The 25,284-nt window shown below is 71.4% G+C and carries 28 protein-coding genes and 2 pseudogenes; 20 read left to right on the top strand and 10 right to left on the bottom strand.

The features are described 5' to 3' along the window. Positions 1-52: 52 nt before the first annotated feature. Together ACXAHD_RS01995 and ACXAHD_RS01990 are read left to right on the top strand one after the other, a co-directional pair. Positions 53-547, top strand: a complete 495-nt coding sequence (locus ACXAHD_RS01995) for a sigma-70 family RNA polymerase sigma factor (protein ID WP_281555747.1) — start codon at positions 53-55, stop codon at positions 545-547. After that, a complete protein-coding gene (locus ACXAHD_RS01990) occupies positions 544-1,233 on the top strand; it encodes an anti-sigma factor family protein (protein WP_281552089.1) in 690 nt (229 codons plus the stop codon). Before ACXAHD_RS01995 ends, ACXAHD_RS01990 begins: the two co-directional genes overlap by 4 nt. A gap of 27 nt (positions 1,234-1,260) precedes the next feature. Here the strand turns inward: ACXAHD_RS01990 and ACXAHD_RS01985 are convergent, their stop codons facing one another. Continuing rightward, positions 1,261-1,734: a GNAT family N-acetyltransferase gene (locus tag ACXAHD_RS01985; RefSeq protein ID WP_281567198.1), complete on the bottom strand. Its 474-nt coding sequence runs from the start codon at positions 1,732-1,734 to the stop codon at positions 1,261-1,263. Between the two features lie 107 nt (positions 1,735-1,841). Then, positions 1,842-2,228, bottom strand: coding sequence for a phage holin family protein (locus tag ACXAHD_RS01980; RefSeq protein WP_281552087.1), 387 nt, complete (start codon positions 2,226-2,228; stop codon positions 1,842-1,844). A gap of 117 nt (positions 2,229-2,345) precedes the next feature. Between ACXAHD_RS01980 and eccB the strand changes: the two genes are divergently transcribed. The 5 genes from eccB (at position 2,346) to ACXAHD_RS01955 (ending at position 6,996) form a co-directional block, all read left to right on the top strand. Further along, positions 2,346-3,695: a type VII secretion protein EccB gene (eccB, locus tag ACXAHD_RS01975; RefSeq protein ID WP_348651183.1), complete on the top strand. Its 1,350-nt coding sequence runs from the start codon at positions 2,346-2,348 to the stop codon at positions 3,693-3,695. A gap of 168 nt (positions 3,696-3,863) precedes the next feature. Beyond that, positions 3,864-4,181, top strand: coding sequence for a WXG100 family type VII secretion target (locus tag ACXAHD_RS01970; RefSeq protein ID WP_123605183.1), 318 nt, complete (start codon positions 3,864-3,866; stop codon positions 4,179-4,181). An 86-nt stretch (positions 4,182-4,267) separates the two neighbouring features. Further along, entirely contained in the window at positions 4,268-4,561 is a 294-nt protein-coding gene (locus ACXAHD_RS01965) for a WXG100 family type VII secretion target (RefSeq protein WP_281552085.1), read from the top strand. 144 nt (positions 4,562-4,705) lie between these two features. Continuing rightward, complete coding sequence (locus tag ACXAHD_RS01960; RefSeq protein ID WP_475048200.1) at positions 4,706-6,634, top strand: SseB family protein; 1,929 nt, start codon at positions 4,706-4,708, stop codon at positions 6,632-6,634. Then, entirely contained in the window at positions 6,631-6,996 is a 366-nt protein-coding gene (locus tag ACXAHD_RS01955) for a hypothetical protein (RefSeq protein WP_281552083.1), read from the top strand. Before ACXAHD_RS01960 ends, ACXAHD_RS01955 begins: the two co-directional genes overlap by 4 nt. A 16-nt stretch (positions 6,997-7,012) precedes the next feature. On the opposite strand, the gene ACXAHD_RS01950 is transcribed toward ACXAHD_RS01955, so the two are convergent. Further along, the gene (locus ACXAHD_RS01950; RefSeq protein ID WP_281552082.1) at positions 7,013-7,951 is read right to left on the bottom strand and encodes an alpha/beta fold hydrolase; all 939 of its coding nucleotides are present in this window, start codon (positions 7,949-7,951) and stop codon (positions 7,013-7,015) included. A 160-nt stretch (positions 7,952-8,111) separates the two neighbouring features. Here ACXAHD_RS01950 and ACXAHD_RS01945 point away from each other — a divergent pair, with 160 nt between their 5' ends. Then, complete coding sequence (locus ACXAHD_RS01945) at positions 8,112-9,362, top strand: C45 family autoproteolytic acyltransferase/hydolase (RefSeq protein WP_281552081.1); 1,251 nt, start codon at positions 8,112-8,114, stop codon at positions 9,360-9,362. Here ACXAHD_RS01945 and ACXAHD_RS01940 read toward each other — a convergent pair. The 3 genes from ACXAHD_RS01940 to acs all read right to left on the bottom strand — a co-directional run bounded on the left by ACXAHD_RS01940 (position 9,352) and on the right by acs (position 14,625). Further along, complete coding sequence (locus tag ACXAHD_RS01940; RefSeq protein WP_281552080.1) at positions 9,352-9,861, bottom strand: hypothetical protein; 510 nt, start codon at positions 9,859-9,861, stop codon at positions 9,352-9,354. The two genes, ACXAHD_RS01945 and ACXAHD_RS01940, sit on opposite strands and share 11 nt — an antisense overlap. Before the next feature lie 84 nt (positions 9,862-9,945). Further along, the gene (locus ACXAHD_RS01935) at positions 9,946-12,324 is read right to left on the bottom strand and encodes an immune inhibitor A domain-containing protein (RefSeq protein ID WP_281555746.1); all 2,379 of its coding nucleotides are present in this window, start codon (positions 12,322-12,324) and stop codon (positions 9,946-9,948) included. Positions 12,325-12,660: 336 nt separating this feature from the next. After that, entirely contained in the window at positions 12,661-14,625 is a 1,965-nt protein-coding gene (gene acs, locus ACXAHD_RS01930) for an acetate--CoA ligase (RefSeq protein ID WP_281552079.1), read from the bottom strand. A gap of 157 nt (positions 14,626-14,782) precedes the next feature. Between acs and ACXAHD_RS01925 the strand changes: the two genes are divergently transcribed. Then, a complete protein-coding gene (locus tag ACXAHD_RS01925) occupies positions 14,783-15,586 on the top strand; it encodes a Fic family protein (protein ID WP_281552078.1) in 804 nt (267 codons plus the stop codon). Positions 15,587-15,726: 140 nt separating this feature from the next. On the opposite strand, the gene ACXAHD_RS01920 is transcribed toward ACXAHD_RS01925, so the two are convergent. Next, positions 15,727-16,527: an HAD family hydrolase gene (locus tag ACXAHD_RS01920; protein WP_123604345.1), complete on the bottom strand. Its 801-nt coding sequence runs from the start codon at positions 16,525-16,527 to the stop codon at positions 15,727-15,729. Between the two features lie 529 nt (positions 16,528-17,056). On the opposite strand from ACXAHD_RS01920, the gene ssd reads away from it, so the two are divergent. Both ssd and ACXAHD_RS01910 read left to right on the top strand, forming a co-directional pair. Beyond that, complete coding sequence (gene ssd, locus ACXAHD_RS01915; RefSeq protein ID WP_475048192.1) at positions 17,057-18,109, top strand: septum site-determining protein Ssd; 1,053 nt, start codon at positions 17,057-17,059, stop codon at positions 18,107-18,109. Between the two features lie 422 nt (positions 18,110-18,531). Beyond that, entirely contained in the window at positions 18,532-18,846 is a 315-nt protein-coding gene (locus ACXAHD_RS01910) for a helix-turn-helix domain-containing protein (protein WP_281552076.1), read from the top strand. A gap of 67 nt (positions 18,847-18,913) precedes the next feature. On the opposite strand, the gene ACXAHD_RS01905 is transcribed toward ACXAHD_RS01910, so the two are convergent. Next, positions 18,914-19,093: a DUF397 domain-containing protein gene (locus ACXAHD_RS01905; RefSeq protein ID WP_475048294.1), complete on the bottom strand. Its 180-nt coding sequence runs from the start codon at positions 19,091-19,093 to the stop codon at positions 18,914-18,916. Positions 19,094-19,117: 24 nt separating this feature from the next. After that, positions 19,118-20,008 carry a helix-turn-helix domain-containing protein gene (locus ACXAHD_RS01900; protein ID WP_475048187.1) on the bottom strand — a complete coding sequence of 297 codons (891 nt, stop codon included), beginning with the start codon at positions 20,006-20,008 and terminating at the stop codon, positions 19,118-19,120. 198 nt (positions 20,009-20,206) lie between these two features. On the opposite strand from ACXAHD_RS01900, the gene ACXAHD_RS01895 reads away from it, so the two are divergent. The 9 genes and pseudogenes from ACXAHD_RS01895 to ACXAHD_RS01855 form a co-directional block, all read left to right on the top strand. After that, the gene (locus ACXAHD_RS01895) at positions 20,207-20,383 is read left to right on the top strand and encodes a hypothetical protein (protein WP_475048184.1); all 177 of its coding nucleotides are present in this window, start codon (positions 20,207-20,209) and stop codon (positions 20,381-20,383) included. After that, positions 20,380-20,598 (top strand): hypothetical protein, encoded by a 219-nt coding sequence (locus ACXAHD_RS01890; RefSeq protein WP_281552074.1) that lies wholly within the window; start codon positions 20,380-20,382, stop codon positions 20,596-20,598. Before ACXAHD_RS01895 ends, ACXAHD_RS01890 begins: the two co-directional genes overlap by 4 nt. After that, a complete protein-coding gene (locus ACXAHD_RS01885; protein WP_281552073.1) occupies positions 20,598-20,780 on the top strand; it encodes a hypothetical protein in 183 nt (60 codons plus the stop codon). The genes ACXAHD_RS01890 and ACXAHD_RS01885 overlap by 1 nt, the downstream gene beginning before the upstream one ends. A 280-nt stretch (positions 20,781-21,060) precedes the next feature. Next, complete coding sequence (locus ACXAHD_RS01880) at positions 21,061-22,311, top strand: TadA family conjugal transfer-associated ATPase (RefSeq protein WP_289211495.1); 1,251 nt, start codon at positions 21,061-21,063, stop codon at positions 22,309-22,311. Between the two features lie 515 nt (positions 22,312-22,826). Beyond that, a pseudogene (locus ACXAHD_RS01875) lies at positions 22,827-23,147 on the top strand (type II secretion system F family protein); the annotation flags it as partial. A gap of 17 nt (positions 23,148-23,164) precedes the next feature. After that, entirely contained in the window at positions 23,165-23,848 is a 684-nt protein-coding gene (locus tag ACXAHD_RS01870) for a type II secretion system F family protein (protein WP_475048291.1), read from the top strand. 137 nt (positions 23,849-23,985) lie between these two features. Then, positions 23,986-24,114 (top strand): DUF4244 domain-containing protein, encoded by a 129-nt coding sequence (locus tag ACXAHD_RS01865; RefSeq protein WP_233606454.1) that lies wholly within the window; start codon positions 23,986-23,988, stop codon positions 24,112-24,114. Next, positions 24,111-24,566 (top strand): TadE family type IV pilus minor pilin, encoded by a 456-nt coding sequence (locus ACXAHD_RS01860; RefSeq protein ID WP_289211492.1) that lies wholly within the window; start codon positions 24,111-24,113, stop codon positions 24,564-24,566. The genes ACXAHD_RS01865 and ACXAHD_RS01860 overlap by 4 nt, the downstream gene beginning before the upstream one ends. 92 nt (positions 24,567-24,658) lie before the next feature. Further along, positions 24,659-24,883, top strand: a pseudogene (locus ACXAHD_RS01855) (Rv3654c family TadE-like protein); the annotation flags it as partial. 108 nt (positions 24,884-24,991) lie between these two features. Here the strand turns inward: ACXAHD_RS01855 and ACXAHD_RS01850 are convergent. Continuing rightward, the gene (locus tag ACXAHD_RS01850; RefSeq protein WP_123604334.1) at positions 24,992-25,204 is read right to left on the bottom strand and encodes a hypothetical protein; all 213 of its coding nucleotides are present in this window, start codon (positions 25,202-25,204) and stop codon (positions 24,992-24,994) included. Positions 25,205-25,284: the final 80 nt, after the last annotated feature.

Here is a 25,284-nt window from a genome sequence, read left to right as displayed (position 1 = left end):
CGTGTCATGAGGCGGAAGGGAAGGGCGCCTCTTGACCGACCAGGATTCACAACTGATGCGCGCGTTGCACGAAGAGCATGGTGACGCGCTCTTCGCCCATGCGCTGCGGCTGGCCGGTGGCGACCGGCAGCGGGCCGAGGACCTGGTCCAGGAGACGCTGCTGCGGGCCTGGCGACATCCCGAGTCGCTGGACCCGGAGCGGGGATCCGTACGAGCCTGGCTGTTCACCACGGCCCGGAACCTCGCGATCGACGCCTGGCGTCGACGCAGTGTCCGGGTCGGCGAGGTGGTCACCGACGTACTGCCGGAACCACCACCGGCGGTGGACGAGGCGGACCGTGCCGTGGAGGCGTGGACCGTTGCCGAAGCCCTCGGCCGGCTCTCCCAACCACACCGGGAAGTGTTGATCGAGTGCTTCTATCGGGGGCGTTCGGTCTCCGAGGCGGCGGCCAGGCTCGGCGTCCCGCCAGGTACCGTCAAGTCACGGACGCATTACGCACTGCGCTCGCTGCGGCTGGTGCTGGAGGAGATGGGGGTGACCCAGTGAGGTGTGACTACGCGCACGACGACGGCGCGTACGTCCTGGGTGCCCTGTCACCCGCCGAACGAGCGGCGTACGAGCACCACCTCGCCGGCTGCCCGAGCTGCCGGCAGGCCGTCGCCGACATCGCGGTGCTGCCCGGTCTGCTCGGCCGGCTGGATCCGGCCGGCTTCGAGCAGATCAGCGACCCGCCGTCGACCGAGCCCCGGTTGGCCACCCTGGTCGACGCGGCGGGCCGGGCCCGCCGCCGGGGCCGGCGGATGCGCCGCTGGCAGACCGCCGGGGCGGCGCTGGCCGCCGCCGGTCTCGCGATCGTGGTCGGCTTCGGGGTGGGCTGGGTGGGGGCCGGCGGTACGCCGGAGACCACGCCCGGCTCCCAACTCCTCGCGATGCAGCCGGTGGCCTCGCAGGTGCCGATCCACGCCGAGGTGGGTCTGCAGGCGGCGACCAACGGCACCGAGGTCACCATGCGCTGCTGGTGGGAGCCGACCAACCCGGACGGCCGACCGATGGATTTCGAGCTGGTCGCCTACGACCGGGACGGGGCCAAGCAGCAGGTCGGCTCGTGGGCGGTCAGTCCCGGGGCCGAGATCGTCTTCACCGGCGCTACCCGGTTCGACCACGACCAGTTGGAACGGCTCGAACTGGTCCGTGCCGACGGCGCGGCGATCCTGGCATACCAGGTCGGCTGAGTCGTCGGTCAGCCGGCCGGGGCAGGCTCAGCGGTCAGCCGGCCCGGCAGGCTCAGCGGTCAGCGGCTGTGCCGCCGTCAGCTCCATCCAGCGGTCAGGCTCGGCCAGCGGAGTGAAACCCAACGCCGCGTAGACGCCGTGCGCGTCCAGCGTGCCCAGCACCAGCCGGCGTACCCCCCGCCGGGCAAGCTCGTCGCGGGCCGTCGCCACCAACTGGCGGCCGAGTCCACGGCCACGCACCGAGCGGTCGATGTAGACGTCACACAGCCATCCGAAGGTCGCCTGGTCGGTGACAACCCGGGCGAAGCCGACCTGCCCGTCGGCGTCGCCCCGGTAGACCCCGAACACGAGCGAGTTGGCGATCGACCGGACGACCACCTCGCGGGAGCGGCCCAGCGCCCAGTACGCGTCGGTGGAGAGCCAGCCGTGGACCCGGTCGACGTCGACGCGGGTCGGGTCGTCGCAGATCTCATGTCCGTCCGCAAGCATGATCGACACCATGCGCCGACCGTAGGTGTCGGTCGACCGGCTGTCGTACGAATTTCCGGGACGTCGCCGAACGCACCACCCGGTACGGCAGGGTTGCTGCCCGAGGCCGGGACGGCCGGTCAGTCCCGGTCCAGAACCAGACCCAGCAGCCAGGTGACCACTCCGACCAGCAGCGCCCCGAGCACGGCGGCCGGCCAGAAACCGTCGACCTGGAACGGTAGGTCGAGCTGCTCGGCGATGAACCCGGTCAACAGGAACAACAGCCCGTTGACGACCACCGCGATCAACCCGAGGGTCAGCAGGTACAGGGCACACCCGACGGTTTTGATGATCGGCTGCAGCACCGCGTTCACCACGCCGAAGATGACCGACACGAGCAGCAGCGCGACGATGGCCTCGCCGATTGCGTCGGTCTGTAACGTGATGCCCGGAATGATCAGGGTGGCCAGCCAGAACGCCAACGCCGTACTACCCAGGCGGATGAGGAGGCTTTTCAGGAAACCCATCCGGGAATCCTGCCATGCCGGCCGTCGCCGCTGGCTCCGGCATCGCCGTCCGGCGATACCATCGTGCCTCACCCTCTCTCACGGTCGAACCGCCCGTGACGCCATGTCGTCCGCCGGTTGCGGCCCGTCGGTCCCGGAGGTGCGTGGTTGACGTCCCGGCAGCACCACTTGCAGTCCCACCGGTATGCGGCACGACGGCTGGTCGACGCGTTGGTGTCGGGGGAGGCCGATCCGGTACGACCATCCCGTCGGTCAGCCCCTGCGACGCTGGCCGGCGTGCTGGTCGCCGTGCTCGGGCTCGGCGGTGCCGCAGGGTACGGAGCAGCGACCGGATCCGCAGCCACTGACTGGCGGGACAGCCGGGTGGTGATTGTCGAACGGGAGTCCGGGGCCCGGTACGTCTACCGCGCCGGCCGGCTGCACCCGGTGCGGAACTACAGTTCGGCGTTGCTGATCGCGGGTGCGGCTCCACCGCGTACCGTGCTGGTGCGGCAGGCCGCACTACGCGACGTCAACCGGGGATCTCCGCTGGGTATCCCCGACGCGCCGGACTCGCTGCCCCGCCCCGAGGACCTGGTTGGTCCGGACTGGACGGTTTGCTCCAGCGTCGCCGACCAGGGTGAGTCGGCTGCGCCCGGGACGTCGGTGCTGCTCGGCGTGGGTAGCTCCGGCGGTCGGCCGCTCGGCGATGACGCGCTGCTCACCCGGCTACCGGACGGTGCGGTACAGCTGATCTGGCGGGGCCGCCGGCACGCCGTGGCCGAACCGGAGCTGGTGCTCGCCGCGCTCGGCTGGACCCGGCACCGCCCGCTGCCGGTCGCGCCGGCGGTGCTCCGGGCCCTGCCGGTCGGGGCTGACCTGGCCCGCCCGACGGTCCCTGGTGCGGGGCAGCCGTCCGGGACGATTCCGGACACCACGGTCGGCGAGGTCTTCGTGATGATCACCCAGAGCGGCTCGCGACAGTACGCGGTGGCGTACCGCGACGGGCTCGCTGAGATCACCCAGGTACAGGCCGATCTGCTGCTGACCGCACACGACCAGGCCGGCCCGACCCGGTTGACCCAGGGTCGGTTCCGTGGCCTGCCCCGGGTCGACGAGCTGGTCCCGGAAGGTCCGCAGGCACCACCGGCCGAGACACCGGCGCTACGATCGGCGGCGACCGGCACCGTCTGCGTCGGTGGCGCCGGGATCCGGTCCCAAGTACGGGTGGCGGTGGATCCGGACACCCCGGCCACCGGCGTCCGGTTGCCGCCCGGTCGCGGCGCTCTGGTCGAGGCGGTACGGCCGGGCGGGAACACCCCGCAGGTCAGCCTGATCACCGACGCTGGACTACGCCACCCGGTTCCCGACCCGGCGGTGCTGCCGACGCTCGGCTACCCGGACGCCGCGCGGTCGCGGCTGCCGGCCAACGTGGTCGAGCTTGTGCCGGCCGGTCCGGACCTGGACCGGCGGATCGCCCTCGGCTGACCGTGTCCCGGCTCAGCTGCGCTCTGGCTGGTTCGTCGCCGATGCCACCGCAATCGAGCCGTTATCCACAGCGGACGAGGTGGGGCTGCGCCGGTGGGTCGACCCGGCTACGGTCGGCGAGGTGACGTTCACCGCTGTCAGCGGACCGGGACCGAGAGGGGCCACAGCGTGTCGCAGACGCAAGCCGAGTTGGCGGTCATGCAGCGGGCAGCCAGCCGTTTCGACCAGGTCGACGAGGAGCTCGATGCGATGCTGCGCGGTCTGCTGCAGCGTTTGGAGGTGCTTCAGCACGCCTGGCGTGGTGCCGGTGGCCGGTCCTTCGAGCAGGTCACTGCCGGGTGGGCCAGAGAGCAGGCGGCGTTGCACCGGGCGTTGCGTGAGACGGCCGGAGCGATCCGTACCGCCGGGACGCAGTACCAGGCGACAGACGTCGCGGCGGCGGACCGGGTGACCAGGGCAGGGCGACGGATCGAGCTGCCGCTCTGAGACGACCCGGCGGCCTGCTGCTCGGGGGCGACCGGGCGGGCGGCGCAGCGGCATGACACGGAGCATGACACGGAGGAGGTGACCAGTTGGCCGACGGCGAGCTGGTGGTGGATTTCCGGGCGCTGCAACAGGCCAGCGCCGACATCGGGCAGGCGTTGCGTACTCTCGGGTCGCAGTTGCACCAGGTGGAGCGGGAGGCTGCGCCACTTGTAGCAACCTGGGACGGTGTGGCTCGTCAAGCGTACGAGCAACGGCAGGCCCGGTGGCGCGGCGCGGCACAGAATCTTCAGGCCCTGCTGCGGGAGATCAAGGTTGCGGTCGACGAGTCGGCCGCCGACTATCTGAGCACCGAGCGGCGCAACGCGGACCTGTTCCGATGAGCCGAAGCGTGTCCTCTCGACTACGCGAAGTGTTTTCTCACGTTAGTTGAACTGCAAGGCGTCCGCCGGCCGTTGTGATCGTGGCACCACCTTGTAGGTTGTACCGGACGCGTGTGGCCTGTCCGGTGGAAAGGGGGGTCGGCCGTGACCGATTGGCAACCGGCCACCGAGATCGAGGCCGCGATGCGCGACGCCCTGCTCTGTCAGGACCAGGAGCTCTACTTCCAGCTGCTGGCCGGCACCGAGTTGCTGCTCCCTGTTTCAGCGCAGGCCCTGGCCGGTCAGGCCCCGATGGGCTGGGGCACCTGGACGACGAACGGGCGGACCCACGTTCTCGCGTTCACCTCTCCGGTCACCCTGCACGCATGCCTTGGTGACAACGGCAGTTCCGCCCGTCGGGTGACGTTCGCCGAGCTGGCCGCCACCTGGCCCAACCTGGAGTGGTGGCTGGCGGTCAACCCGGGTCTGCCGATCGAAGGCTGGCTGCCGGCCTGGTTCGTCGCCCAGCTGGCCCGCGGAGACGCGCGACTGCCAAACCGCGGCGGCCAGTCCGAGGGCCGCGCCAATGCCGCCGCCCGGGCCCGTGCGACCGCCACCGTCCCCGGACTGGCCGGCTACCCCGGCGGTGCCGGGCCGGTCGACGGCGGGCCCGCTCTACTGCCGGACCACGGCCGGCATCCCACCCAGTACGCCGCCGAAGCTACCGCCGCTGCCAGCCCACCGCCGGTACCGACCGCTCCGGCGCCGACCGCTCCGGCGCCGGAAGGTCAGTGGCCGCACCCGGACAACGCGGCCGCCGACCCGGCGCCGCCGACCGCCCGTCCGGTGTCGCCCAGCTCGCCGCCACCGTACGGTTCGACCCGATCCCCGGCCGGCGCGACCGCCGGGCTGTCGGCCGGCGGTCTGCCTCGCCGGGTGCCGACTCCCACGCCGCCCACCGAAGACCCGCCACCAGCGGTGGAACAGCCCGGTGCGGCCGGCGGCACGGCGGGCGAGCCGGCGCCCGGTCCGGCGGTCGAGCCGGCGGTCGAGCCACCGTCCGGTCCGGCGGTCGAGCCACCGTCCGGTCCGGCGGTCGAGCCACCGTCCGGTCCGGCCTTCGAGCCGGCCAACGACGTGGAGCGGGACCTGGTCGCGGCGGCGGGCGGCGGCGGCAGCAACTCGTTCCTGTCCACCCTGCTGCTCGCCAAGGTGCTGCTGCCCGTCTCCGAATCGGCCGCGGCCGGGTCCAGACCCGGCGACGAGGGCTTCACCTGGCGGACCGAGACCGCCACCGACGACACGTTCGTCGTGGTGTTCACCTCGCCGGAGCGGATCGCCGATCACTTCGACACCCCGGTCGATACCGTCGAAGTGAAGTTCGTCCAGCTGATCCGCCGCTGGCCGGACCCGCAGTGGTCGTTCGTCATCAACCCCGGCACCCCGGTCGGCGCGAAGCTGCCCGGCACCGAGATCGTCGGCCTGGCCAGCTGGGCGGCTGAGGTCGGGCTGGGAGACGAGGAAGCCGACGTCGAACAGCCGGCCGAACCCCAACCCGGCGCGTCGGCCGCGCCGAAGCCGGCCGTGTCCAGCGGGCCGGACGTCCCGGGGCAGCCGACGACGATGCAGAAGACCGTCGCCGCCAGCCAGGTCGGCTACTACCTGGACCGTGGCTACGACCGGGTGTCGGGGTTCGTGCACCGCGCCGCCGAGGTCGCCCACCTGGACACCCCAGCCAAGCTGTACGCGGCACTCGGGCTCGGCTACGCCGGGTCACCCTTCGCTCCGGACGCTGACGAGATCTTCGTGTTGCGGTGGCCGGCCTACCGGCCGAGCCTCTACCGGATTCCCTACGGCGGGCAGAACGAGAACGCCATGCGGGCGATGGAAGGCTGGGTGATCGAGCGTCCGCCCTTCCGCGGCAACGGCTTCGCCCCCGGGGAGAGCAGCGACGTCGTGGCCGAGTTCAAGGTCGACGGGATCCGGCTGCCGCACGGTTCGCAGCTGTGGCGGCTCGGCGCGGACGGCACCGGGACGCTCGTCGCCCTGCTGGACGCCGACGAGACCGCCTGGCAGCGGGTCAAGGAGGAATGATGCGCGACGGCTACGTCGCCCGCTGGCAGGGGCAGGAGTACGACGCCAGCCCGGCCGGCGACGAGGTGCGGATCTACCAGCCGACCGAGGGCGACGGCTTCACCGCGATCCGCTCCGGCCGATACGTCCGGGTGGTGCCGATGTCCGAGGTCGACGACTTGGCGTACGTGCGTACCACCTGCACCTGGCACGGCCAGCCGTTCGTCGTGCTCGCCAAGCACGACGGCTGGCTGCGGGTCGAGTACACCGGCGGTCGCGCCCCGGTCGCCCAGTCGCTCGGGCTGGAGGAGTTCGACTTCGGTGTCTACCAGGGCTGGGCGGCAGCCAACGAGGTGACCGAGCTGCGCGAGCACCGGGTCTGACCGGCCGGGTCGCGGGTCAGCTCTTGGCCCAGCGCAGCACCTCGCCGAGCACCACCTCCGGCGACTCGACGTGCGGAAAGTGCCCAACCTCGTCCAGCAGCCGCCACTCGTACGGGGCGATCACGTACCGCCCGGAGCCCTGCGCCGTCCGGGGCAGCACCGCCGGGTCCAACGCCCCGTGCAGTTGCAACGTCGGTGTCACCAGCGGCTCCTGCAACAGCTTGACGAAGCGGTAGCCGTGCAGCCGCAGCAGCGACCGGAACGCCCAGCGGTACCCCTCCAACGCGCAGAACGACGCCTGCGGGATCCGCATCGCGGTCCGGCACAGCTGTTCGTACTCGGCGAACCGGGCTCCTCCGGTCCACACCGGCCCACCCCACTGGCGGAGGAACCCTCCGACCATCGCCGCGTCGTCGCGGGTCAGCACGTGCTCGTAGCGGGGCAGCTGGAAGCGTAGCGACGGGGTGGAGGCGGCGGCCTGCCCACGCGGGTCGGTGAAGATCGCCGAGCGGAGCCGCAGCGGGTGAGCGGCCCCGATCACGACCAGCCGGCGCACCATCCTCGGGTGGAACGCGGCGGCGGTCCACCCGATCATGCCGCCGAAGCCGGCGCCGACGATGACCGCCGAGCGCTCACCGAGCGCCCTGATCATGCCGGTGACGTCGGCGGCCAGGGTGTATCCGTCATACCCGCGCGGCGGCTTGTCACTCGCCCCGAATCCCCGCATGTCGACCGCCACGGCACGGTAACCGGCGTCGGCCACCGCCGGCAGCATCTCGTGCCAGGCCCACCAGAACTCGGGAAAGCCGTGCAGGAACAGGACCAGCGGGCCGGTGCCGGCCTCGACCACGTGGAACCGGCTGCCGTTGGCGCCGACGTACCGGTGCTCCCAGGGGCCCTTGATGAGCACACAGGACTCGTCGACCGGGCCCGCTGTCCTGCCACGTTCTCCCATGGCGACAGCGTAGGCCGGCCCCGCACCACCGTATCCGGCCTGGGCAAACAATAGAGGTTGATTCAGGGTGATCACCGGCGTCGGCTCCGGGTGTCCACCGGGGGTGGCTGACTTCCGCTGCTGGCGGCGGGACCCGACCGGGCGGCGATACCGTTGCCGGATGGCCGACGATGCTGCCGGACCCGATCCGGGCAACGCCCCACCGCCACCCGTCCCGTTGATCAACGTCGCCGGGCCGCCGGCCGAGTACGGCGCCGGCTACGGTGCGGCGGCGGCGTCGGTGATCGCCCGCAACATCGAGCACTACCTGCGGCGGTTCCGCGACGAGGCCGGGTTGAGCAGGTCGGCGGTACGGATCGCCGGCGGCACCTTCCGCAACGCGAGCCGGGCGGCCCACCCGAGGATCGTCGAGGCGCTCGACGCGGTGGCCGGCGGAGCAGGGGTGCACGTCGACGAGGTCTACGCGCTGAACGCCCGTACCGAACTGCTGTACGGCACCGGGCGGACGGCGGCCGACCCGCCGCCAAGCGACCCCACCGATACCGAACCCACCGATCCCGACCTGGGCTCCGGCTCCGGCCGTGACGTCGGTCCGGACGGTTCGGCCGGCGGCTGTACGGCAGCCGGGGTACTCGGCTCGCGGACCGCCGACGGCCATCTGCTGCTCGGGCAGAACTGGGACTGGCATCCCGACCAGCGGGACACGATGGTGCTGCTGCGGACCACGGACGAGCGAGGGCTGACCGTGCTCACCCTCACCGAGGCGGGCATGCTCGCCAAGGCCGGGCTGAACTCGGCAGGGCTGGGAGTCTGCATCAACATGCTCGGCAGCGACCGGGACGGGCTGGCGCCGGGCCGATCGCCCGGGGTGCCGTACCACGTGCTGCTGCGCGCGGTGCTGGAAGCCGGCAGCCTCGGCCAGGCGACCCGGGTGGCCTTCCGTACCCCCCGAAACGCGTCGATCAACCTGCTGCTCGGCCAGGCCGGCCCGGCCGGTGGGGAACTGCTCGACTTGGAGGTGGTCCCCGGCGACGTCGGGTGGACCCACCCGGTGGACGGGGTGCTCACCCACGCGAACCACCTGGAGACGGCCCTGCCGGTGCGGGACACGGCGAAGAACCTCGGCGGCTCGTCGATGTTCCGGGCGGCGCGGGCCCGCCGGCTACTGGCCGAACGGGCGGCCGGTGCGCCGTTGACCCTCGCCGACCTGGCCGACGTGTTCCATGATCATCTGGGCTTGCCGCTGGCGATCTGTCGGCATCTCGACGAGCGGGACGCACCGGCGGACCAGGCGGAGACGGTCTACTCGGTGCTGATCGATCTGGACGCCCGCCGGCTGGGGCTGGCCGCCGGCCCGCCGTGCCAGCACGACTACCACTGGCTGGAGCTGGCCGACGGCGTCACCGGATGACCTCCGCCCGGATCAGCTGCCAGTGCTGGCCCGGCCCGCAGTAGATCCGGATCCGCAGCGGAGCCATCTTCACCCGGATCCGGGTGTGCTGGGTGAGTGTGGTGCCGTCGTCGCCGTACAGCGCGTGTTCGGTCCCGTCGTCGGTGACCAGCCCGTAGCAGGGTCCGGTGCCACCCCGGGTCACCGTGCCGACCAGCCAGTCGCCGGTGATCAGGTCGGACGGGGTTTTCGGGGGTGTCCCGGGTCGGGGCAGTGTCGGCGGTTCGGTCCGGGACAGGCCCGGAGTCTCGGACGGGATCGGTGTCGCCGGTTCGTTGGATCCGGTCTGCGGGGCATCCGGCCCGTCGGTTCCGCTCTGCGAGGCGTCCGGGGTCGCCGGCATCGGTGCTCCTGACGTGGGATCGCCACCGCAACCGGCGACGGCGATCAGCGCCACGCCGGTCAGCATGGCGGCGACGGCCCGGAGGGCTGACTGTCGGATCAGCTTCGGTACTGCCATGCCGGTTGGACGCTGCCCGGCCGGCCGGAGTTCCACCGGCCGGCCGGAGTTCCACCGGCCGGCCGGGACCGCGTCACCGCCGGGTCAGGAGACCCGGATCTTCATCGTGGTGCCGTCCACCGACACCACCCGGATCTTCACGCCGACCGCGGGCAGCTTCACCCCGTGGTTGGGCAGTTCCTCGTAGAAGTACTTCCGGGTGTCGTTGAACAGCGGCTGCGCCGCCTGGCCGCGTACCCAGTGCGGTTCGCCGTTGATGTGCAGGGTGAACCCGTCGGCCTTCTCGAGGCTGAACGGCGCGTCGTACACCTGGACCCGGGCCCGCCACGGCGCGCCGGTCAGGTTGTACATCGGCCGCGGCCGCGAGTCAATGTACAGGTTGCGCCCCTCACCCGGGTGCACGTTGGTGTTGTTGTCGACCTGGGAGGTGTCCCAGTAGGAGATGAGCAGACCCTCCTGGTACGGGTAGTGGTCCACCATGTCGGGCTTGGTGTCGGCGTACCCGAAGTAGTACGGGCCGGTCTCCAGGTAGCGGTCGTACGAGACGTACGAGCGGTGCCCGGCGATGTAGTAGTTGTCGTAGTCGGCGGTCACGCTGGCCCCGACGGTGGTCCAACCGTCGAGGTCCCAGCCACCGGCACCCTCGGCACCGTCGGTGAAGATCGGTGCGCCGTCGGCGGTCACGGTCATCTCGTCGCCGAAGAAGCCGCCGTACGCCACCGCGCCGTCGGTGCGGTAGAGCAGCCGGACCAGTACGGCGTCCCCGGCGTACGCGTCCAGCGGCACGTTGATGTCGACCCACTGGCCACCGGTCGAGCTGTCGATCGCCGGGGTGCCGCTGCCGTCGGTGCCGTACGGGACACCGTTGACGGTGCCTTCGAGGGAGGTCCAGCTCGCCCCACCGTCGGCCGACGCCTGGAAGTACAGGTAGTCGTAGTCGTCCTCGATGTCGTAACGCGCCTTCATCGACAGTGCGGCGGTCGAGGCACCGGCGAGGTCGAACTCACGGGTCATCGTGTTGCTCATGTCGTCCTCGTTGCCGGAGAAGTACTGCATCTCACCGGCGTACGGCTCGCCGAGCTCGGTGGTGACCTCCTTCTTCGGCAGCACGACGATGACCGCCTGGGCCCGCTTGGTGTTGTACTCCTGTGGACCCAGGTGCAGGGTGCGTTTCTGCCCGGCCACCACCACCTCGTAGTCCAACCAGCCGAGCTGCAGCTTGTTCCAGGCACCGAGGTCACCGGGGCGCTCACCGATCCCGCCGTCAGTGGCGGCACCGAGGCGGCTCTGCGCCATCAGCGTCCAGTGCTCGTTGTTGTTGTCACCGCCGCCGGAGGTGTCGTAATCGTCCGGCAGGCCCAGATCGTGGCCGTACTCGTGGACGAAGACGCTCAGTCCGCCGTTCTCCGGCTGGATGGTGTAGTCGCCGATCCACAGCCCGCTGTCGCCGATCTGGGTGCCACCGGCGGGGTTCTGCGCCGGGCCGGTCAGCCCGATGTCGGTGGCGAAGGCGTACCAGCGGTGGCTCCAGATCGCGTCCTCACCCTGCCACGGGTCACGGTCGGCCTGGTCGCCACCGGCGTGCACGATCTGGAAGTGGTCGATGTAGCCGTCGGCCTCGTTGAAGTCGCCGTCACCGTCGAAGTCGTACCGGTCCCACTTGTCGAACTCACGCAGCTCGGCGGCGATCTCCTCGTCGGTGCGGCCGAGCGCCTGCTGGTCGGCAACCCACTGGTTGGCGGCATCGCGCAGCAGCTGCCAGACGTTGCTGCAGACGTTGCCACCGCAGAGGTCCCGGCCGTACCGGGCCTCGTTGTAGCGGACCTTGACCCAGTCGGTGACGGTGCCCTCGACGCTGTACCGCCCGGAGGACTGGGTCTCGTAGTAGGTCCTGACCGACTCGACGCCTTCACCGGCGCCGAAGTAGAGGTCCCGGTAGTGCTCGGGGGAGTAGTCGGCCTGCCAGATGGTGGTGTTGTCGACCGTCCGGTCCGGCTCGGGGATTTCGTTGTGCAGCGGTCCGTCGAACCGGGCCGGGCCGTCCCAGTCCGGGTTGCTGTCCACGTCGGGGTAGGCCGGGTGCCGTTCGTTGCCGAACTCCGCCAGGATCACGAAGATCCGGTCGGTGGTCTCCCGCTCCAACTCGACGTACTGGTCCTTGCCGGACCCGGCGCCGCCACGGGCGGCCCGGCCGGCGACGCCGGTGCCCGACGTCTCACCGACCTTCGCGACGGTGCTCGCACCGCGCCGTTCCGGGGTGAGCCGGCCACTGACCACTTCGCTCACTGCTCGTTCGCGCAGCTCACGACGCTTCTCGCCGAGCGGGTTGGGTAGGTCGTCGAGGCTCGGGGTTTCGGCCCGGGAAGGAGCCGCCACCGGTGTGTCCACCGATGGTGCGGCCATCGCCGTCGCGGGTAGAGCAAAGCCCATGCCCGAGGCGAGCGACACGGTGAGCATCCCCACCATGACTTTGCGCACCTGGTTACCTCCGGTTCGGGGGAATCGACGCCGCCACTTGGGTGAGGGCGGCACGATCTCCGGACGATGTGGCCCCCGTCGTTGGGGCCACCGTGAACCTAGTCACCCGAGGGAACCTCTGTGAAGGTCAATGCGTCGATTTGTTTCACGCTCCCGGCTGGATCGCCCTGATATGTCACAACGATCACGCCGTGAAAAGTGGCCGGCCCGGCCGCCGAAGCGACCGGACCGGCCACGAGCTGTTCACGTCGGCGGTACGCCGGGCCGCACCACCACCGGTGGTCCGCCGGGCCGCACCACCACCACCATTGGCGGCGGACGTCAGCCGTCGTCGGACTTGCCACCCTGCATGCCGGAGGAGATCAGCTCCATCACGGTGGAGTCCTGCAGCGTGGTCACGTCGCCGAGCGACCGGTTCTCGGCCACGTCCCGCAGCAACCGGCGCATGATCTTGCCGGAGCGGGTCTTCGGCAGCTCCGGCACCAGCATGATCTGGCGGGGCTTGGCGATCGGCCCGAGCGTACGCGCCACATGGTTGCGCAGCTCCTGGATCAGCGCCTCGCCGGCCTCGCCCGCGATGTCCGCGCTGCCGCGCGGGATGGTGAACGCGACGATGGCCTGACCGGTGGTCGGGTCGGTGGCGCCGACCACGGCGGCCTCCGCCACCGACGGGTGCGACACCAGCGCCGACTCCACCTCGGTGGTGGAGATGTTGTGCCCGGAAACCAGCATCACGTCGTCCACCCGACCGAGCAGCCAGACGTGCCCGTCGGCGTCCTTCTTGGCCCCGTCACCGGCGAAGTACATCTTGTCGAACCGGGACCAGTAGGTGTCGATGAACCGCTGGTCGTCGCCCCAGATGGTGCGCAGCATCGACGGCCACGGCTCGCGTAGCACCAGGTAACCGCCGCCGCCGTCGGGCACCGACTCGGCCTGGTCGTCGACCACGTCGGCGCTGATCCCGGGCAGCGGGGTCATCGCGCTGCCCGGCTTGGTGGCGGTCACCCCGGGCAACGGCGAGATCATGATCGAGCCCGTCTCGGTCTGCCACCAGGTGTCCACGATCGGACACCGGCCCCCGCCGATGTGTTCCCGGTACCACATCCAGGCCTCCGGGTTGATCGGCTCACCGACGCTGCCGAGCAGCCGCAGCGAACTGAGGTCGTACCCGGCCGGGATGTCCTCACCCCACTTCATCATGGTGCGGATCAGCGTCGGCGCGGTGTAGAGGATGCTCACCTTGTACTTCTGTACGAGCTCCCAGAACCGGCCCTTGTTCGGGGTGTCCGGGGTGCCCTCGTACATCAGCTGGGTTGCGCCGTTGGACAGCGGACCGTACACGATGTACGAGTGCCCGGTGACCCAGCCGATGTCGGCGGTGCACCAGTAGACGTCGGCCTCCGGCTTGAGGTCGAAGACCGCGTGATGGGTGTACGACGCCTGGGTGAGGTAGCCGCCGGTGGTGTGCAGGATGCCCTTGGGCTTGGCCGTGGTGCCGCTGGTGTAGAGGATGAACAGCGGCTGCTCGGCGTCGAACGGCTGCGCCTCGTGTTCGGTGCTCGCTTTCTCCACCGTCTCATGCCACCAGTGATCCTTGTCGGTCCAGGTGACCTCCTCGCCGGTCCGCCGGACCACCAGGACACGCTCCACCGACGGGCACTGGGCCACCGCCTCGTCGACGGTCGGCTTCAGGGCCGAGGGCTTGCCGCGCCGGTAGCCGCCGTCGGCGGTGATGATCACCTTGGCGCTGGCGTCCTGTACCCGGCCGGAGAGCGCGTCGACCGAGAAGCCGCCGAACACGACGTTGTGCGTCGCGCCGATCCGGGCGCAGGCCAGCATCGCGACCGCGGCCTCCGGGATCATCGGCAGGTAGATCGCCACCCGGTCACCCGCCGTCACACCGAGGTCGGTCAGCGCGTTCGCCGCCTGGCAGGTCATCCGGTGCAGGTCGGCGTAGGTGATGGTGCGGGTGTCGCCCGGCTCACCCTCCCAGTGGATGGCGACCCGGTCGCCGGCCCCGGCGGCGACGTGCCGGTCCAGACAGTTGTACGCGACGTTGAGCTGACCGCCGACGAACCACTTGGCGAACGGCGGGTTCGACCAGTCCAACACCTGGTCCCACTCCTTGGCCCAGTGCAGCCGGCGGGCCTGGTCCGCCCAGAAGCCGAGCCGGTCGGCGGCTGCCTCGTCGTACGCGGCCGCAGTGACGTTGGCCGCCCCGGCCAGCTCGGCGGGCGGCTCGAACCGGCGATTCTCCTGAAGTAGATTCTCCAGCGTTTCGCTCATGCGTGGGGCTCCTCACACGTCGCTTGACTTGCTCCGAGGTTAGTGTCGCCGTCCCGCCGGCACGAGACTTGGCGGATACCTGGGTGCCCATCGCGCGCCGAGCGGCCACACCGGCGCGGCGGGCGGTTCAGCTGGCCAAGCTTGTACCGTGTCGCTGATGACCGAGACCGACCCCCTGGCCCCGCTGCTCGACCTCGCCGACGTGGCACCCGCGCTGGACCGCGCCCGCGAGCAGGTCGACGCCGCGTTGCGGCACCGGGCGCTGCGCCGGCACGGCGGGGCGGTGGCGGCAGAGATCAGCCTCCGCTCGGCAGTCGCCAGTGCCGCGTTGGACGGGTACGACCATCCGGTCGCCGATGTACGCGCCGGGACGGTGACCGATCCGGTGGTGCAGGGGGCGCTGCGGGTGGCCGAGGCGGTTCCCACGCTGGCCGACCGCTGGCCCCGTACCCCCCGTCAGGTGCTGGCCCGGTTGCACGTGCTCGCCGCGCGCGGGCTGGTGCCGGCCGACCAGCTGGGTCGTCCGGTCGCCCGGCCTGACGTGACGCCGCAGTCAGGCGTGGCGCCGGGGCCGGATGTGGTGCAGGGGCCGGACGTGGCGCTACGGCTGGACGGGGTTTGCGCGCTGGTCGGCGGCGGCACCTCGGTGCCGGCGCTACTGCTGGCCGCCGTGGTGCACGCCGAGCTGCTCGCGTTGCGGCCGTTCGCCGGGCCGGGCGGGGTGGTGGCCCGGGCCGCCGCGCGGCTCACCCTGGTCGCGGCCGGCACGGACCCGCGTGGCCTGCTCGCCGTCGAGGTCGGCCACCACGAGCGGCAACCCGAGTACGTGGGTTCAGCCGGCGCCTTCGCGACTGGTACGCCAGACGGCGTCCGCTCCTGGCTGCGGCACTATCTGACCGCGGTCGAGCTGGGTGCCCAGGAGCTGACCCGGGTCGCCGACGAGGTGCTCGCCAACGCCTGAGCCGCTACTGGCCGGGGCGCTGGTGCGAGCCTGTCGGGTCGGTCGTGCATCCTAGACCAAGATCAGGTGAGCGTCATGGACCTCACCGGTCGCTTGAGAGGTCCATCACGCTCACCTGATCTTGCTTGGCAGCTGCGGGGTCAGGCCGAGGCTGTCTTTGTCCGGCGGTGCCGGCCGTACCAGGCGATGCCGATCGCGACCCCGACCCCGACGCTCAACGCGGCGGCCGCCACCGGGACCGCCGGCCGCTCCCGCAACCTGCGGCCGAGCGGGATCGGGTGGCGGAAGGCGAGGACCGGCCAGCCCTGCTCGGTGGCGAGCTTGCGGAGCTGGCGGTCCGGGTTGACCACCGTCGGGTGCCCGACGCATTCGAGCATGGGTACGTCGGTGACCGAGTCGGAGTAGGCGTAGCACTCGGCAAGGTCGTACCCGCGCTGCTCAGCGAGCTCGGTGACGCCGGTAACCTTGGCAGCCCCAGCCGCGTAGAACTCGATTTCTCCGCTGTACCGGCCGTTCTCCACGGCCATCCGGGTGGCGATCACGTCGGTGACGCCGAGTAGTTCGCCGATCGGGCGTACCATCTCCTCGCCCGACGCGGAGACCAGCACCACGTCCCGACCGGCGTTCTGGTGCTCCTCGATCAGCGCCGCCGCCTCTGCGTAGACGTACGGGTTGATCAGCTCGTGCAACGTCTCCGCGACGATCTGGCGGACCTGCTCCACCTGCCAGCCCTTGCACAGCGCGGCCAGGTAGTCGCGGGTGCGGGCCATGGTCTGCTCGTCGGAGCCGCCGAGCCGGAACATCAGCTGGGCGTACGCCGACTTGACCACGTCTCGCCTGGTGATCAGCCCGTCGCGGTAGAACGGCCGGCCGAACGCCAAGGCGCTGGACTTGGCGATGACAGTCTTGTCGAGATCAAAAAAAGCGGCGCTGCGGCCCACGACGGTGCAGTCTAGCCGGAGCGGGACGTCGGCGACGGCCGGTGCGTTGTCGCCGGTCGGCGACGGGGATCCCCCGGGATCTGATCCGACGATCAGGAAGCTGAGTGGCCCAACCTGCGTCCCGTGCCGGCAGCGGTGCGACTCCCGGTGAAAACGCCACTCGACGGGTGGCGGTCTGCTCAGGCATGCTTGTCATGACACAGTTATCTTTCCGTCCCAGGCTTCATCCGGAAGACACTCGGCGGTTGCACCCCCCGTGACCGCTGAGCGGGTTCGGCTCGACCCCCCCGGAGCCGAACCCCAGGCGACCCCCGTCTCCCCCCGGCGGGGGTCGTCGCTATTCCAGGGCGCGTTCCAGCTTCCAGCGCTGTCCCGCCACCCGGTCCTCCTCACTTACCAGATCAGTTGACCGGCGCTGACGTTGTCCACAGGCGGTCCCGTTGTCCACAGGCAGCCCCGTCGAGGGAGCGCGGGCACCGGGGCGGCACCCACAGTTGCGGCATCCCCTCACCGACCGCAGGAGGTCCGGATGCCGCCGCGCACCAGTATCGCCGCACCCCGCCGGCTGCCACTGGTCGTCACCGCCGACGAACGACTGCTCGACGACCTGCTGCGCCTCGCGGCGCTCGCCGGCACCGACGTCGATCTGGCTGCCGACCCGGTCGCCGCCCGGTCCCGGCAGGCCGCCGCCCCGTTCGTCCTGGTCGGTGCCGACCAGGCGGACGCCTACCTGCGGGCCAGGATGCCCCGCCGACCCCGGCTGGTCGCCGAGCTGCTCGGTGCCGAGCATGTCGCGATCCTGCCGGCGGCGGAGCCGTGGCTGGTCGACCGCCTCACCGACAACGGCGGCACCGACAAGCCGGCCGCAGCTGTCATCGGGGTGATCGGCGGCCGGGGCGGGGCCGGCGCCAGCGTGCTGGCCGGTGCCCTGTCGGTCACCGCCGCCCGGCTCGGGCTGCGCAGCCTGCTGGTCGACGCCGACCCGCTCGGCGGCGGCCTCGATCTGGTCCTCGGCTGGGAGCAGATCGACGGCCTACGCTGGCCGGCGCTCGCCGACAGCGACGGCCGGATCGACCCGTCGGCGCTGGCCGGCGCGCTGCCCTGCCGGGGCGACCTCGGGCTGCTCTCCTGGGACCGGGGCGAACCGCTACCGCTGCCCGCCGCCACGATGACCGCCGCCCTCGACGCGGCCCGGCGGGAGCGGGACGTGGTCGTCGTCGACCTGCCCCGCCGGCCCGACGAAGCAGCGATCGCCGCGATGCACGCCACCGACCGGGTGCTGGTGCTGGTCCCGGCCGAGTTGCGGGCCACGGCGGCGACCGCCCGGGTGATCACCGACATCCAACCGCACTGCACCGACCTGTCGCTGGTCGTGCGCGGGCCGGCCCCGGGCCGGCTGCGGGCCCGGGAGATCGGGCGGACCCTGGGGCTGCCGGTGACCGGGGTGCTGCAACCTGAGCCACGAGTCAGCCGAGGGCTGGAGCGCGGTGACGCTCCGGGTTCCTCGGGCCGGGGTCCGTTGGCCGAGTTGTGTCAGCGGGTCGTCGCCGGCCTGGTCGATCGCGCGGCGGCAGCGTCGTGACGGCGGGTTTGGTTGGTTCGGGCGCGGGTGACCGACGTTCGGCCTCCAGGCACCCGTCATTATCGCAATTCTGCTATACTTCTCAAGTATCGTGGCCGGTCTACTACCACCCCGGGGCGGAAGCTGAGTTGCGCGAGTTGCCCGCTGTCGAGCGGGTAGCGATCGGCCATGCAGTAGACAAATTGGTAGCAATCCGGGCCAAACCTGGGGTACCCGCACTCGAGCGACATCAAGACAGCTACCAGCCTCCGGGAGCTACGCCCACGAGCCGGCCGTAGTCGCTGGCGAGCCCTTTATCGCCAGGTCGGCAACGCCTACGTCCTCGGAGCCATCGCCCCCGAGGCCAGCGTCAACCCACGAGCCTTCCGGAAGGCAATCGCCACAGCAGAGAAGCGCATCGACGAAGTGAAGGGCGACGAGTGATGAACCTGTCCGATCTGAAGACCTCGGCCCAAGTCCACGACGAGCAGCGCCACGACCCAGAGTTTTGCTCGGAGTGGGACCGCACCGCGTTCGCCAACGACGTCGCGCTGCGAATCTTGCGCTACCGCCAGGAACATGGCCTCACCCAGGCGGGTCTTGCCCGCGAGGTCGGGATGACTCAGTCGGTGATCGCGCGCCTTGAGTCGGGCGATCAGCCTCCGTCGATCGCGACCCTGGTCAAGCTGTCGAAGGGCACAGGCATGGATTTCAATATCAAGGTCAGCGGCGGTGCTGTCGAGTTCATCGCAGCCTAAACAGCCGTCCTGACGCCAGCGTCTGCCCTGGTCCTGGTTGTGGGATCAGGGCAGACGCCAATCGGGGTCAGCGGTGGTCGAACTGGCCGAGCTTGATCCCCTGGACGAAGCCGGTCCAGGTATCGGCGGTGAACGACAGCACCGGTCCGGCCTGGTCCTTGCTGTCGCGGACCTGGGCGGCATGGTCGCTGCGCCGAGCTTCTACACAGTCACCGGAGGAACCAGACCGGGTGCTCTTGCGCCACACCGAGTCCACGTCATGCTCCTTCTGCTAGGTCGCCAGATCGCTGGCGATCCTAACCAAGGTATCGCGGGAGGCCGTTGGCGGCAGAGCCTCGGCGGCGAGCTGCTCAAACGCGGCCAAGTAAGCGGCAACCTCGGCCGGTTGCTCCAGGTAGAGCGCGCCGGTGAGGGTGCCGACGTAGACCAGCCGATCCTCGGCCGATTCAGGAAAGGGCTCGGGTATCGGCGGGAAGTCAAGGATGACGAAGCTGCCGTCGAAACCAGCGCCGGCCCCGAACGGCAGGATCTGAATCTGCACTCGGGTCCGGTCACACTCCGTGATCAAGCGGTCGAGCTGCGCCCGAAGCACACGCGGCCCGCCGACCATCCGCCGTACCGCTGCCTCGTCGAGGATCATCCGCAGAATCGGCTGGTCGTCTGTGCCCAGGATGGACTGCCGGTCCATCCGCAGCGCGACCTGTTGTTCGAGCTCACTGTCGCGCATCGGGATCGGCGCGCCCCGGAACGCCGCCCGTGCGTACTCCTCGGTCTGCAGAATGCCTGGAACCATCTGGCACTGGTAGGACCGGATGACCGACGCTTCGGACTCCATGCCGACGTAGGTCACGAACCACTCAGGTAGCACCTCGCTGTAGCGCTGCCACCAGCCGCGCTGCCGGGCTTGTCGGGCGACAGCGATAACAGCCTCAGCCTGCTCACCGGCGACGCCGTAGAGCCCAAGAAGCGCCCGCACGTCGTTCGGATGCGGCCGGACCTCGGCGGTTTCGATGCGGGACAGCCAACTCCCGTCATGATCGACCTGCCGGGCAGCCTCGGTCGACGAGAGACCTGCCTGCTCCCGCAGACGTCGGAGCGTCATAGCCAGCCGTCGTCGTTTGACTGTCGGGCTTTGTCGTGATGCCACAGACGCATCCTGCACTCCACCCGATTGCCGATCAAGCCCATGCCCAGCACAGATTGATCAACTCTCTGATGCGATCCGCATACTGCGGATTTCACTGACCCCTGCCATGGTGATAGGGCACATGTGGACGCCGACCGCATCACCGGTACGGCGAACAACGCGGTGCGCTCGACGCGGCACCGATGCTCTCGTTCTGTAGCGAGGAGGCAGCCTGTGGTCAGCTACGAGGCGTACGTCGTCGCAGTCGCAAGGACGCTGGCCAGGCGACACCGGCCGGTGTGGTCCTGGCGCAAGTGGCAGCAGGTCTGCCGGTGCGGGGCGGCGCTGCCCTGCCGGGCTCGGCACCGGATACCGATCAACCGGGGTCACTGGCCAGAGGAGGGCGCGTGAGCTTCCACACCCCGATCCAGCCGGCGTGGACCTGCGCGGGATGCGCGGATCCGTGGCCCTGTCACACCCGCCGTCAGGAACTGCTCGCGGAGTACGCAGGGGCGACGGTGTCGCTGTCGGTCTACATGGCGACGTGCCTGCTCGACGCGATGATCGACCTGGCCGACAACCGCAGCGGCTACCTGTACTGGCGATTCATGGGGTGGTGGCGCTGATGTCGGTCATCCGGCCCGGTGACGAGGACATGCACTTCGAGGACGGTTCGCACCGCTGGTACCCGTTTGATCCCGCCGACGACGACCAGCAGGCGTGGGAGGACCGGGTGCACGAGCACAAGCGCCAGCACCGTGAGGAGGAGCCGCGCCCCCGCAAGCGCTGGCCACGCCGCTCGATCTGACCCTGCCGGTTCATTGCCTACGCGGCCGCCGTAGCAGATCACCTCCGGCCGGGAGAAGTTATCCACAGGCAGGTCGGTTGTCCACAGCCTGCCTGATCGTCCAGGCGCGAACGCCGCGTCAGCGTCCACAGTTTCGGCATCGCTCCCCGAGCCGTAGGAGGGCTCAGATGCCGCCGCTGTACCCCGTCGCGATTCCCCGCACCTGCCCGCCGCTCGTCACCGCCGAGGCAAGACCTCGGCGTGACGTCGCGGGCCTGGTCGATCGTGCGGTGGTGGCGTCATGACGGCCGGGTCGGCCCGTACGGGCGGTTCCGTCGCGCCGGCCGGGTGGCCCGGTGGTGCGGGTGTCGACGAGGCGGTGGTGGCGGCCCGGGTGCGGGAGCGGTTCATCGCGGACGGCACGTCGGTGACGCCGGCCTCGGTGGTCGGTGCGGTGCGGGCCGAGCCGGGGGCGGCGTTGCGAGGTGACGCCGGGTTGTTGCGGCTGGCCGACCGGGTACACGGTGAGTTGGCCGGGGCGGGGCCGCTGTCGCCGTTGCTGGCCGACGCTCGGGTGACCGACGTTTTGGTGAACGGCACCCAGGTGTGGGTGGACCGGGGTGCCGGGTTGGAGCGGGCGGCCGTGGGCGTCGGTTCCGTGGACGAGGTGCGTCGGTTGGCGCAGCGGCTGGCGGCGGCCTGCGGGCGTCGGCTCGATGACGGATGCCCGTACGTCGATGCCCGGTTGCCGGACGGTACCCGGTTGCACGCGGTGTTGCCGCCGGTGGCGGCGACGGGGCCGTACCTGTCGTTGCGGACGTTCCGGCAGCGTCCGTTCCAGTTGGCCGAGCTGGTGGGCAACGGCATGGTCGACGGCCCAGTGGCGGAGCTGCTGCGGGCGGTGGTGGCGGGGCGGCTGGCGTACCTGATCACGGGCGGCACGGGGTCGGGCAAGACGACCTTGTTGAACACGTTGCTCGGGCTGGTGCCGGCCGACGAGCGGATCGTGATGGTGGAGGACGCGGCCGAGTTGCGGCCGGAGCATCCGCATGTGGTGACGTTGCAGGCACGGACAGCCAACGTCGAGGGGGTCGGGTCGGTCGGGCTCGGTGCGTTGGTCCGGCAGGCGTTGCGGATGCGGCCGGACCGGCTGGTCGTCGGCGAATGCCGGGGCGCTGAGGTCGTCGACCTGCTGGCCGCGCTCAACACCGGCCACGACGGCGGCGCGGGCACCCTGCACGCGAACGCGGCCAGCGACGTGCCGGCCCGGCTGGAGGCGTTGGGGCTGCTCGGTGGGCTGCCCCGCGCCGCGTTGCACGCGCAGATCGCCGCCGCCATCCAGGTGGTCGTCCAGCTGCGCCGGTTCGCCGGGCGGCGATTCGTCGACGCGATCTGTCTGCTCACCCCGCACGGGCCGGAGCGGCTGATCACGGTCACCCCCGCTTGGCGGCGCGGGGCCGGCCCGCAGCCGGCCGGCCCGGCCCTGGCCAGGTTGCTCATCGAACGCGGCGTACCGGTGCCGGCGGTGCTCGACAGCCGGGGGCGACGGTGAGCCGGCGACCCGGTACGTCGCACCGGCGTTGGCCGCGTCGGCTGCGCCGCCCGTGGGGTCGCCGCCGTCGGCTGCTGGCGGTGACCGGACCGACCCCGGTGCGCGTGTATGGCGATCCGGACTCGCCACCACCAGCCACCGTTCCGTTCAGCGTCCGGCTGTCGTCCCGGGCGCTGTGGTCCCGGGCACGGTGGCTCGGCAACGCCGCGCGCCGGCATCCGCGCCGTGCGCTGGTGGCCGTCGCCGGCACCGGCGGGCTCGCCGCCGGTTGGCTGGGCGGGCCGGTGGCGGCGGCGATCAACGCCGCGTACCTGGGGCTCGGCCTGCGTACGGCGGCGAACCGGGCCGCCGCGCAGGCTCGGCGGGACCGGCGGGTACGGCAGTTGGACGCGCTGGCCGCGCACGCCGCCGACCTGCGGGCCGGTCTGCCGGCAGGGCCGATGACGCTGCCGCAGCCGACGACGTTGCCGGGCCCGACGGCGGGCACCGCCGCCACCCGGCTCGCCGGCTTGTCGACCGCCGCCGTACGGCTTGCGGAGCGCACCGGTGCGCCGTTGGCCGACCTGATCGAACGCATCGAAGCCGACGCCCGAGCGTTCGACCGGTCGCGGGAGGCGGCCGCCGCGCAGGCCGCCGGTGCGCAGATGACGGCCTGGCTGCTGGCCGGGCTGCCCGCCGGCGGTCTGGCTCTCGGCTACAGCATCGGGGTGGACCCGGTGGCGGTGCTGTTGCGGACTCCGATCGGCGCGGCCTGCGCGCTCGCCGCCGTGGCCCTGCAGGTCGCCGGGCTGGTCTGGACCGAGCGGCTGAACCGGGCACCGGAGGCGACCAGCTGATGGCCGGCACCCGCGTGATGCTGCCGCCGGCGGTCCGCCCGGTCACGGCACTCGCCGCCCGCCGCCGGCTCGCCCGGCTCGGCGGCGATCCGCCAGCGGAGTCCGACCTGTCGCGGCTCGTCCGGCCGGTCGCGGCGCTTTCCGGTGTGGCGGTGCTGGTGATCGGCGGCAGCTGGCTCTCCGTGCCGCTGGCCGTCGCGACTGCTGTCGGTGTCGACCGGTCACTGCGCCGGATCGAGCCACCGTCGGTACGCCGTCGACGGCTGCGCGCGGCAGCCGACCTGCCGCTGGCCGCCGATCTGCTGGCGGCGGCGCTGCGCGCCGGAGCGCCGGTGGATCAGGCGATGGTCGCGGTGGCCGACGCGCTGGCCGGGCCGCTCGGTTCCCGGCTGAGCCGGGTGGCTCGGGCGCTGCGGCTCGGTGCCGAGCCGGCCGAGGCGTGGCGGCATCTCGACGCGGTGCCGGGCGGCGAGCGCCTGGCCGCCGCCGCGATCCGCTCTGCGGCCAGCGGCGCAGCCCTCGCCGGTGCCGCGACCAGGCTCGCCGACGATCTGCGGGCCGGTCGTTCGGCAGCGGCCGAGGCGGCGGCCCGGCGCGCCGGGGTGCTGATCGTGCTTCCCCTCGGGCTGTGTTTCCTGCCCGCCTTCATTCTCGCCGGTCTGGTGCCGGTGATCGTCGCCGTCCTCGGCGACGTCCTCTGAGGAAAGGAGTCATCATGCGGTCGACGAAGGTTCCGCCCGACGCGGCGGTGCCGACGACAGCGACGACGGTGTCCGGACGGCGGGCGGTCGGCCGGTGGCGCGGCCACCTGGTCGGCCGGTTGCGCGACGACGCGGGGATGAACACCGCCGAGTACGCCGTCGGCACGCTGGCAGCCGTCGCCTTCGCCGGGATCCTGCTCAAGGTGTTGACCAGCGAGGGTGTGCAGGCCGCCCTCGCCTCGGTCATCGATCGGGCGCTCGGGTGAGGCCGCGCCGGCAGGCCGGCGGTGACCGGGGCTCGTTCACCGCCGAGTTGGCCGCCGGTCTGCCGGCGCTGGTCCTGCTGCTGGCGGTCGGGCTGTCCGCCGTCAGCGCCGTGGTCACCAAGTCCGAGTGTCTCGACATGGCACGGTCGGTCGCGCTGGCCACCGCCCGGGGCGACCGTGACGCGGCTGCCCTGGCCGGGCCGCCGGGAGCGGAGGTCTCCGTGGTCGTCGACGGTGACCTGGCCACCGTCACGGTCCGGGCACCGCTGCGGGCGTTGGGCGCCCGGCTCGGGCCGGCGTCGGTCACCGCGTCCGTGACCGCCGCGGTCGAGCCCGGCGTCACCGGGACCGCTGCCGGCGCGACTGGAAACGCCGGCAGCAGCGGTTCCGTTACCGGCGGTGCCGTCGATGGCGGTGACGGCGCGGGATCGCCGCCGGAGCGTCACCGGTGACCGGCCGACGATGCCGCCGCCGGTTGCGCGGGCCCGGGGCCGACGCCGGGCAGCGCGGCAGCGCCAGCCTGTGGCTGCTCGCTGTCGGGCTGATGCTGGTCGCCGCCGGGATGGCCGGTGCGCTGATCGGTGCGGTCCGGCTCGCCCGGCAGCAGGCCTCGGTGGCCGCCGACCTGGCCGCCCTCGCCGGTGTCGCCCGGGTGTTCGCCGGCCAGGGCGTGGTCTGCGAGCGGGCGGCCGATGTGGCCGAACGCAACGGCGGGCGGTTGCGTGCGTGCACGGTCCACGGGATGGAGGTCGTGGTCACCGTCGAGGTGATGCCACTTCCGGCCACCGGCGTCGGTCGGCCGGTGAGTGCGACCGCCCGGGCCGGTCCGCTGCGGGCCGACCCGTGGGAGGGCGCCGACGCGCGGGCCGACCCCTGGTCAGCGGGTCGGGCCGTCGGCGGTGGTGGCGTGCATGGCCCAGCGGGATATCACCTGGTGGATGTTGTAGAGCCGCTGCTGAATCAGTTCGAGGCGTTCCGCCTGGGCCAGGGCCGCGTACGCCTGGGCCAGGGCGATCTGCTGGTCGACGGTGAGGTTCTGCGGGTCGATCGAGTAGAGCAGTTCGACGGTGTCGGCCACGGTGTCGGCCACGGCGTTCTCCTCCGGTGGCGTTCTGGAAGCGCTCCCACGTCTAATCTATCCAGATCAGGAGAAATTTATGCCAGTAGATC

This window comes from Micromonospora sp. ABR4_055 (assembly GCF_056160425.1).
The sequence above is the reverse complement of the archived record's forward strand: the minus strand, read 5'-3'. Positions and strand labels throughout refer to the sequence as shown.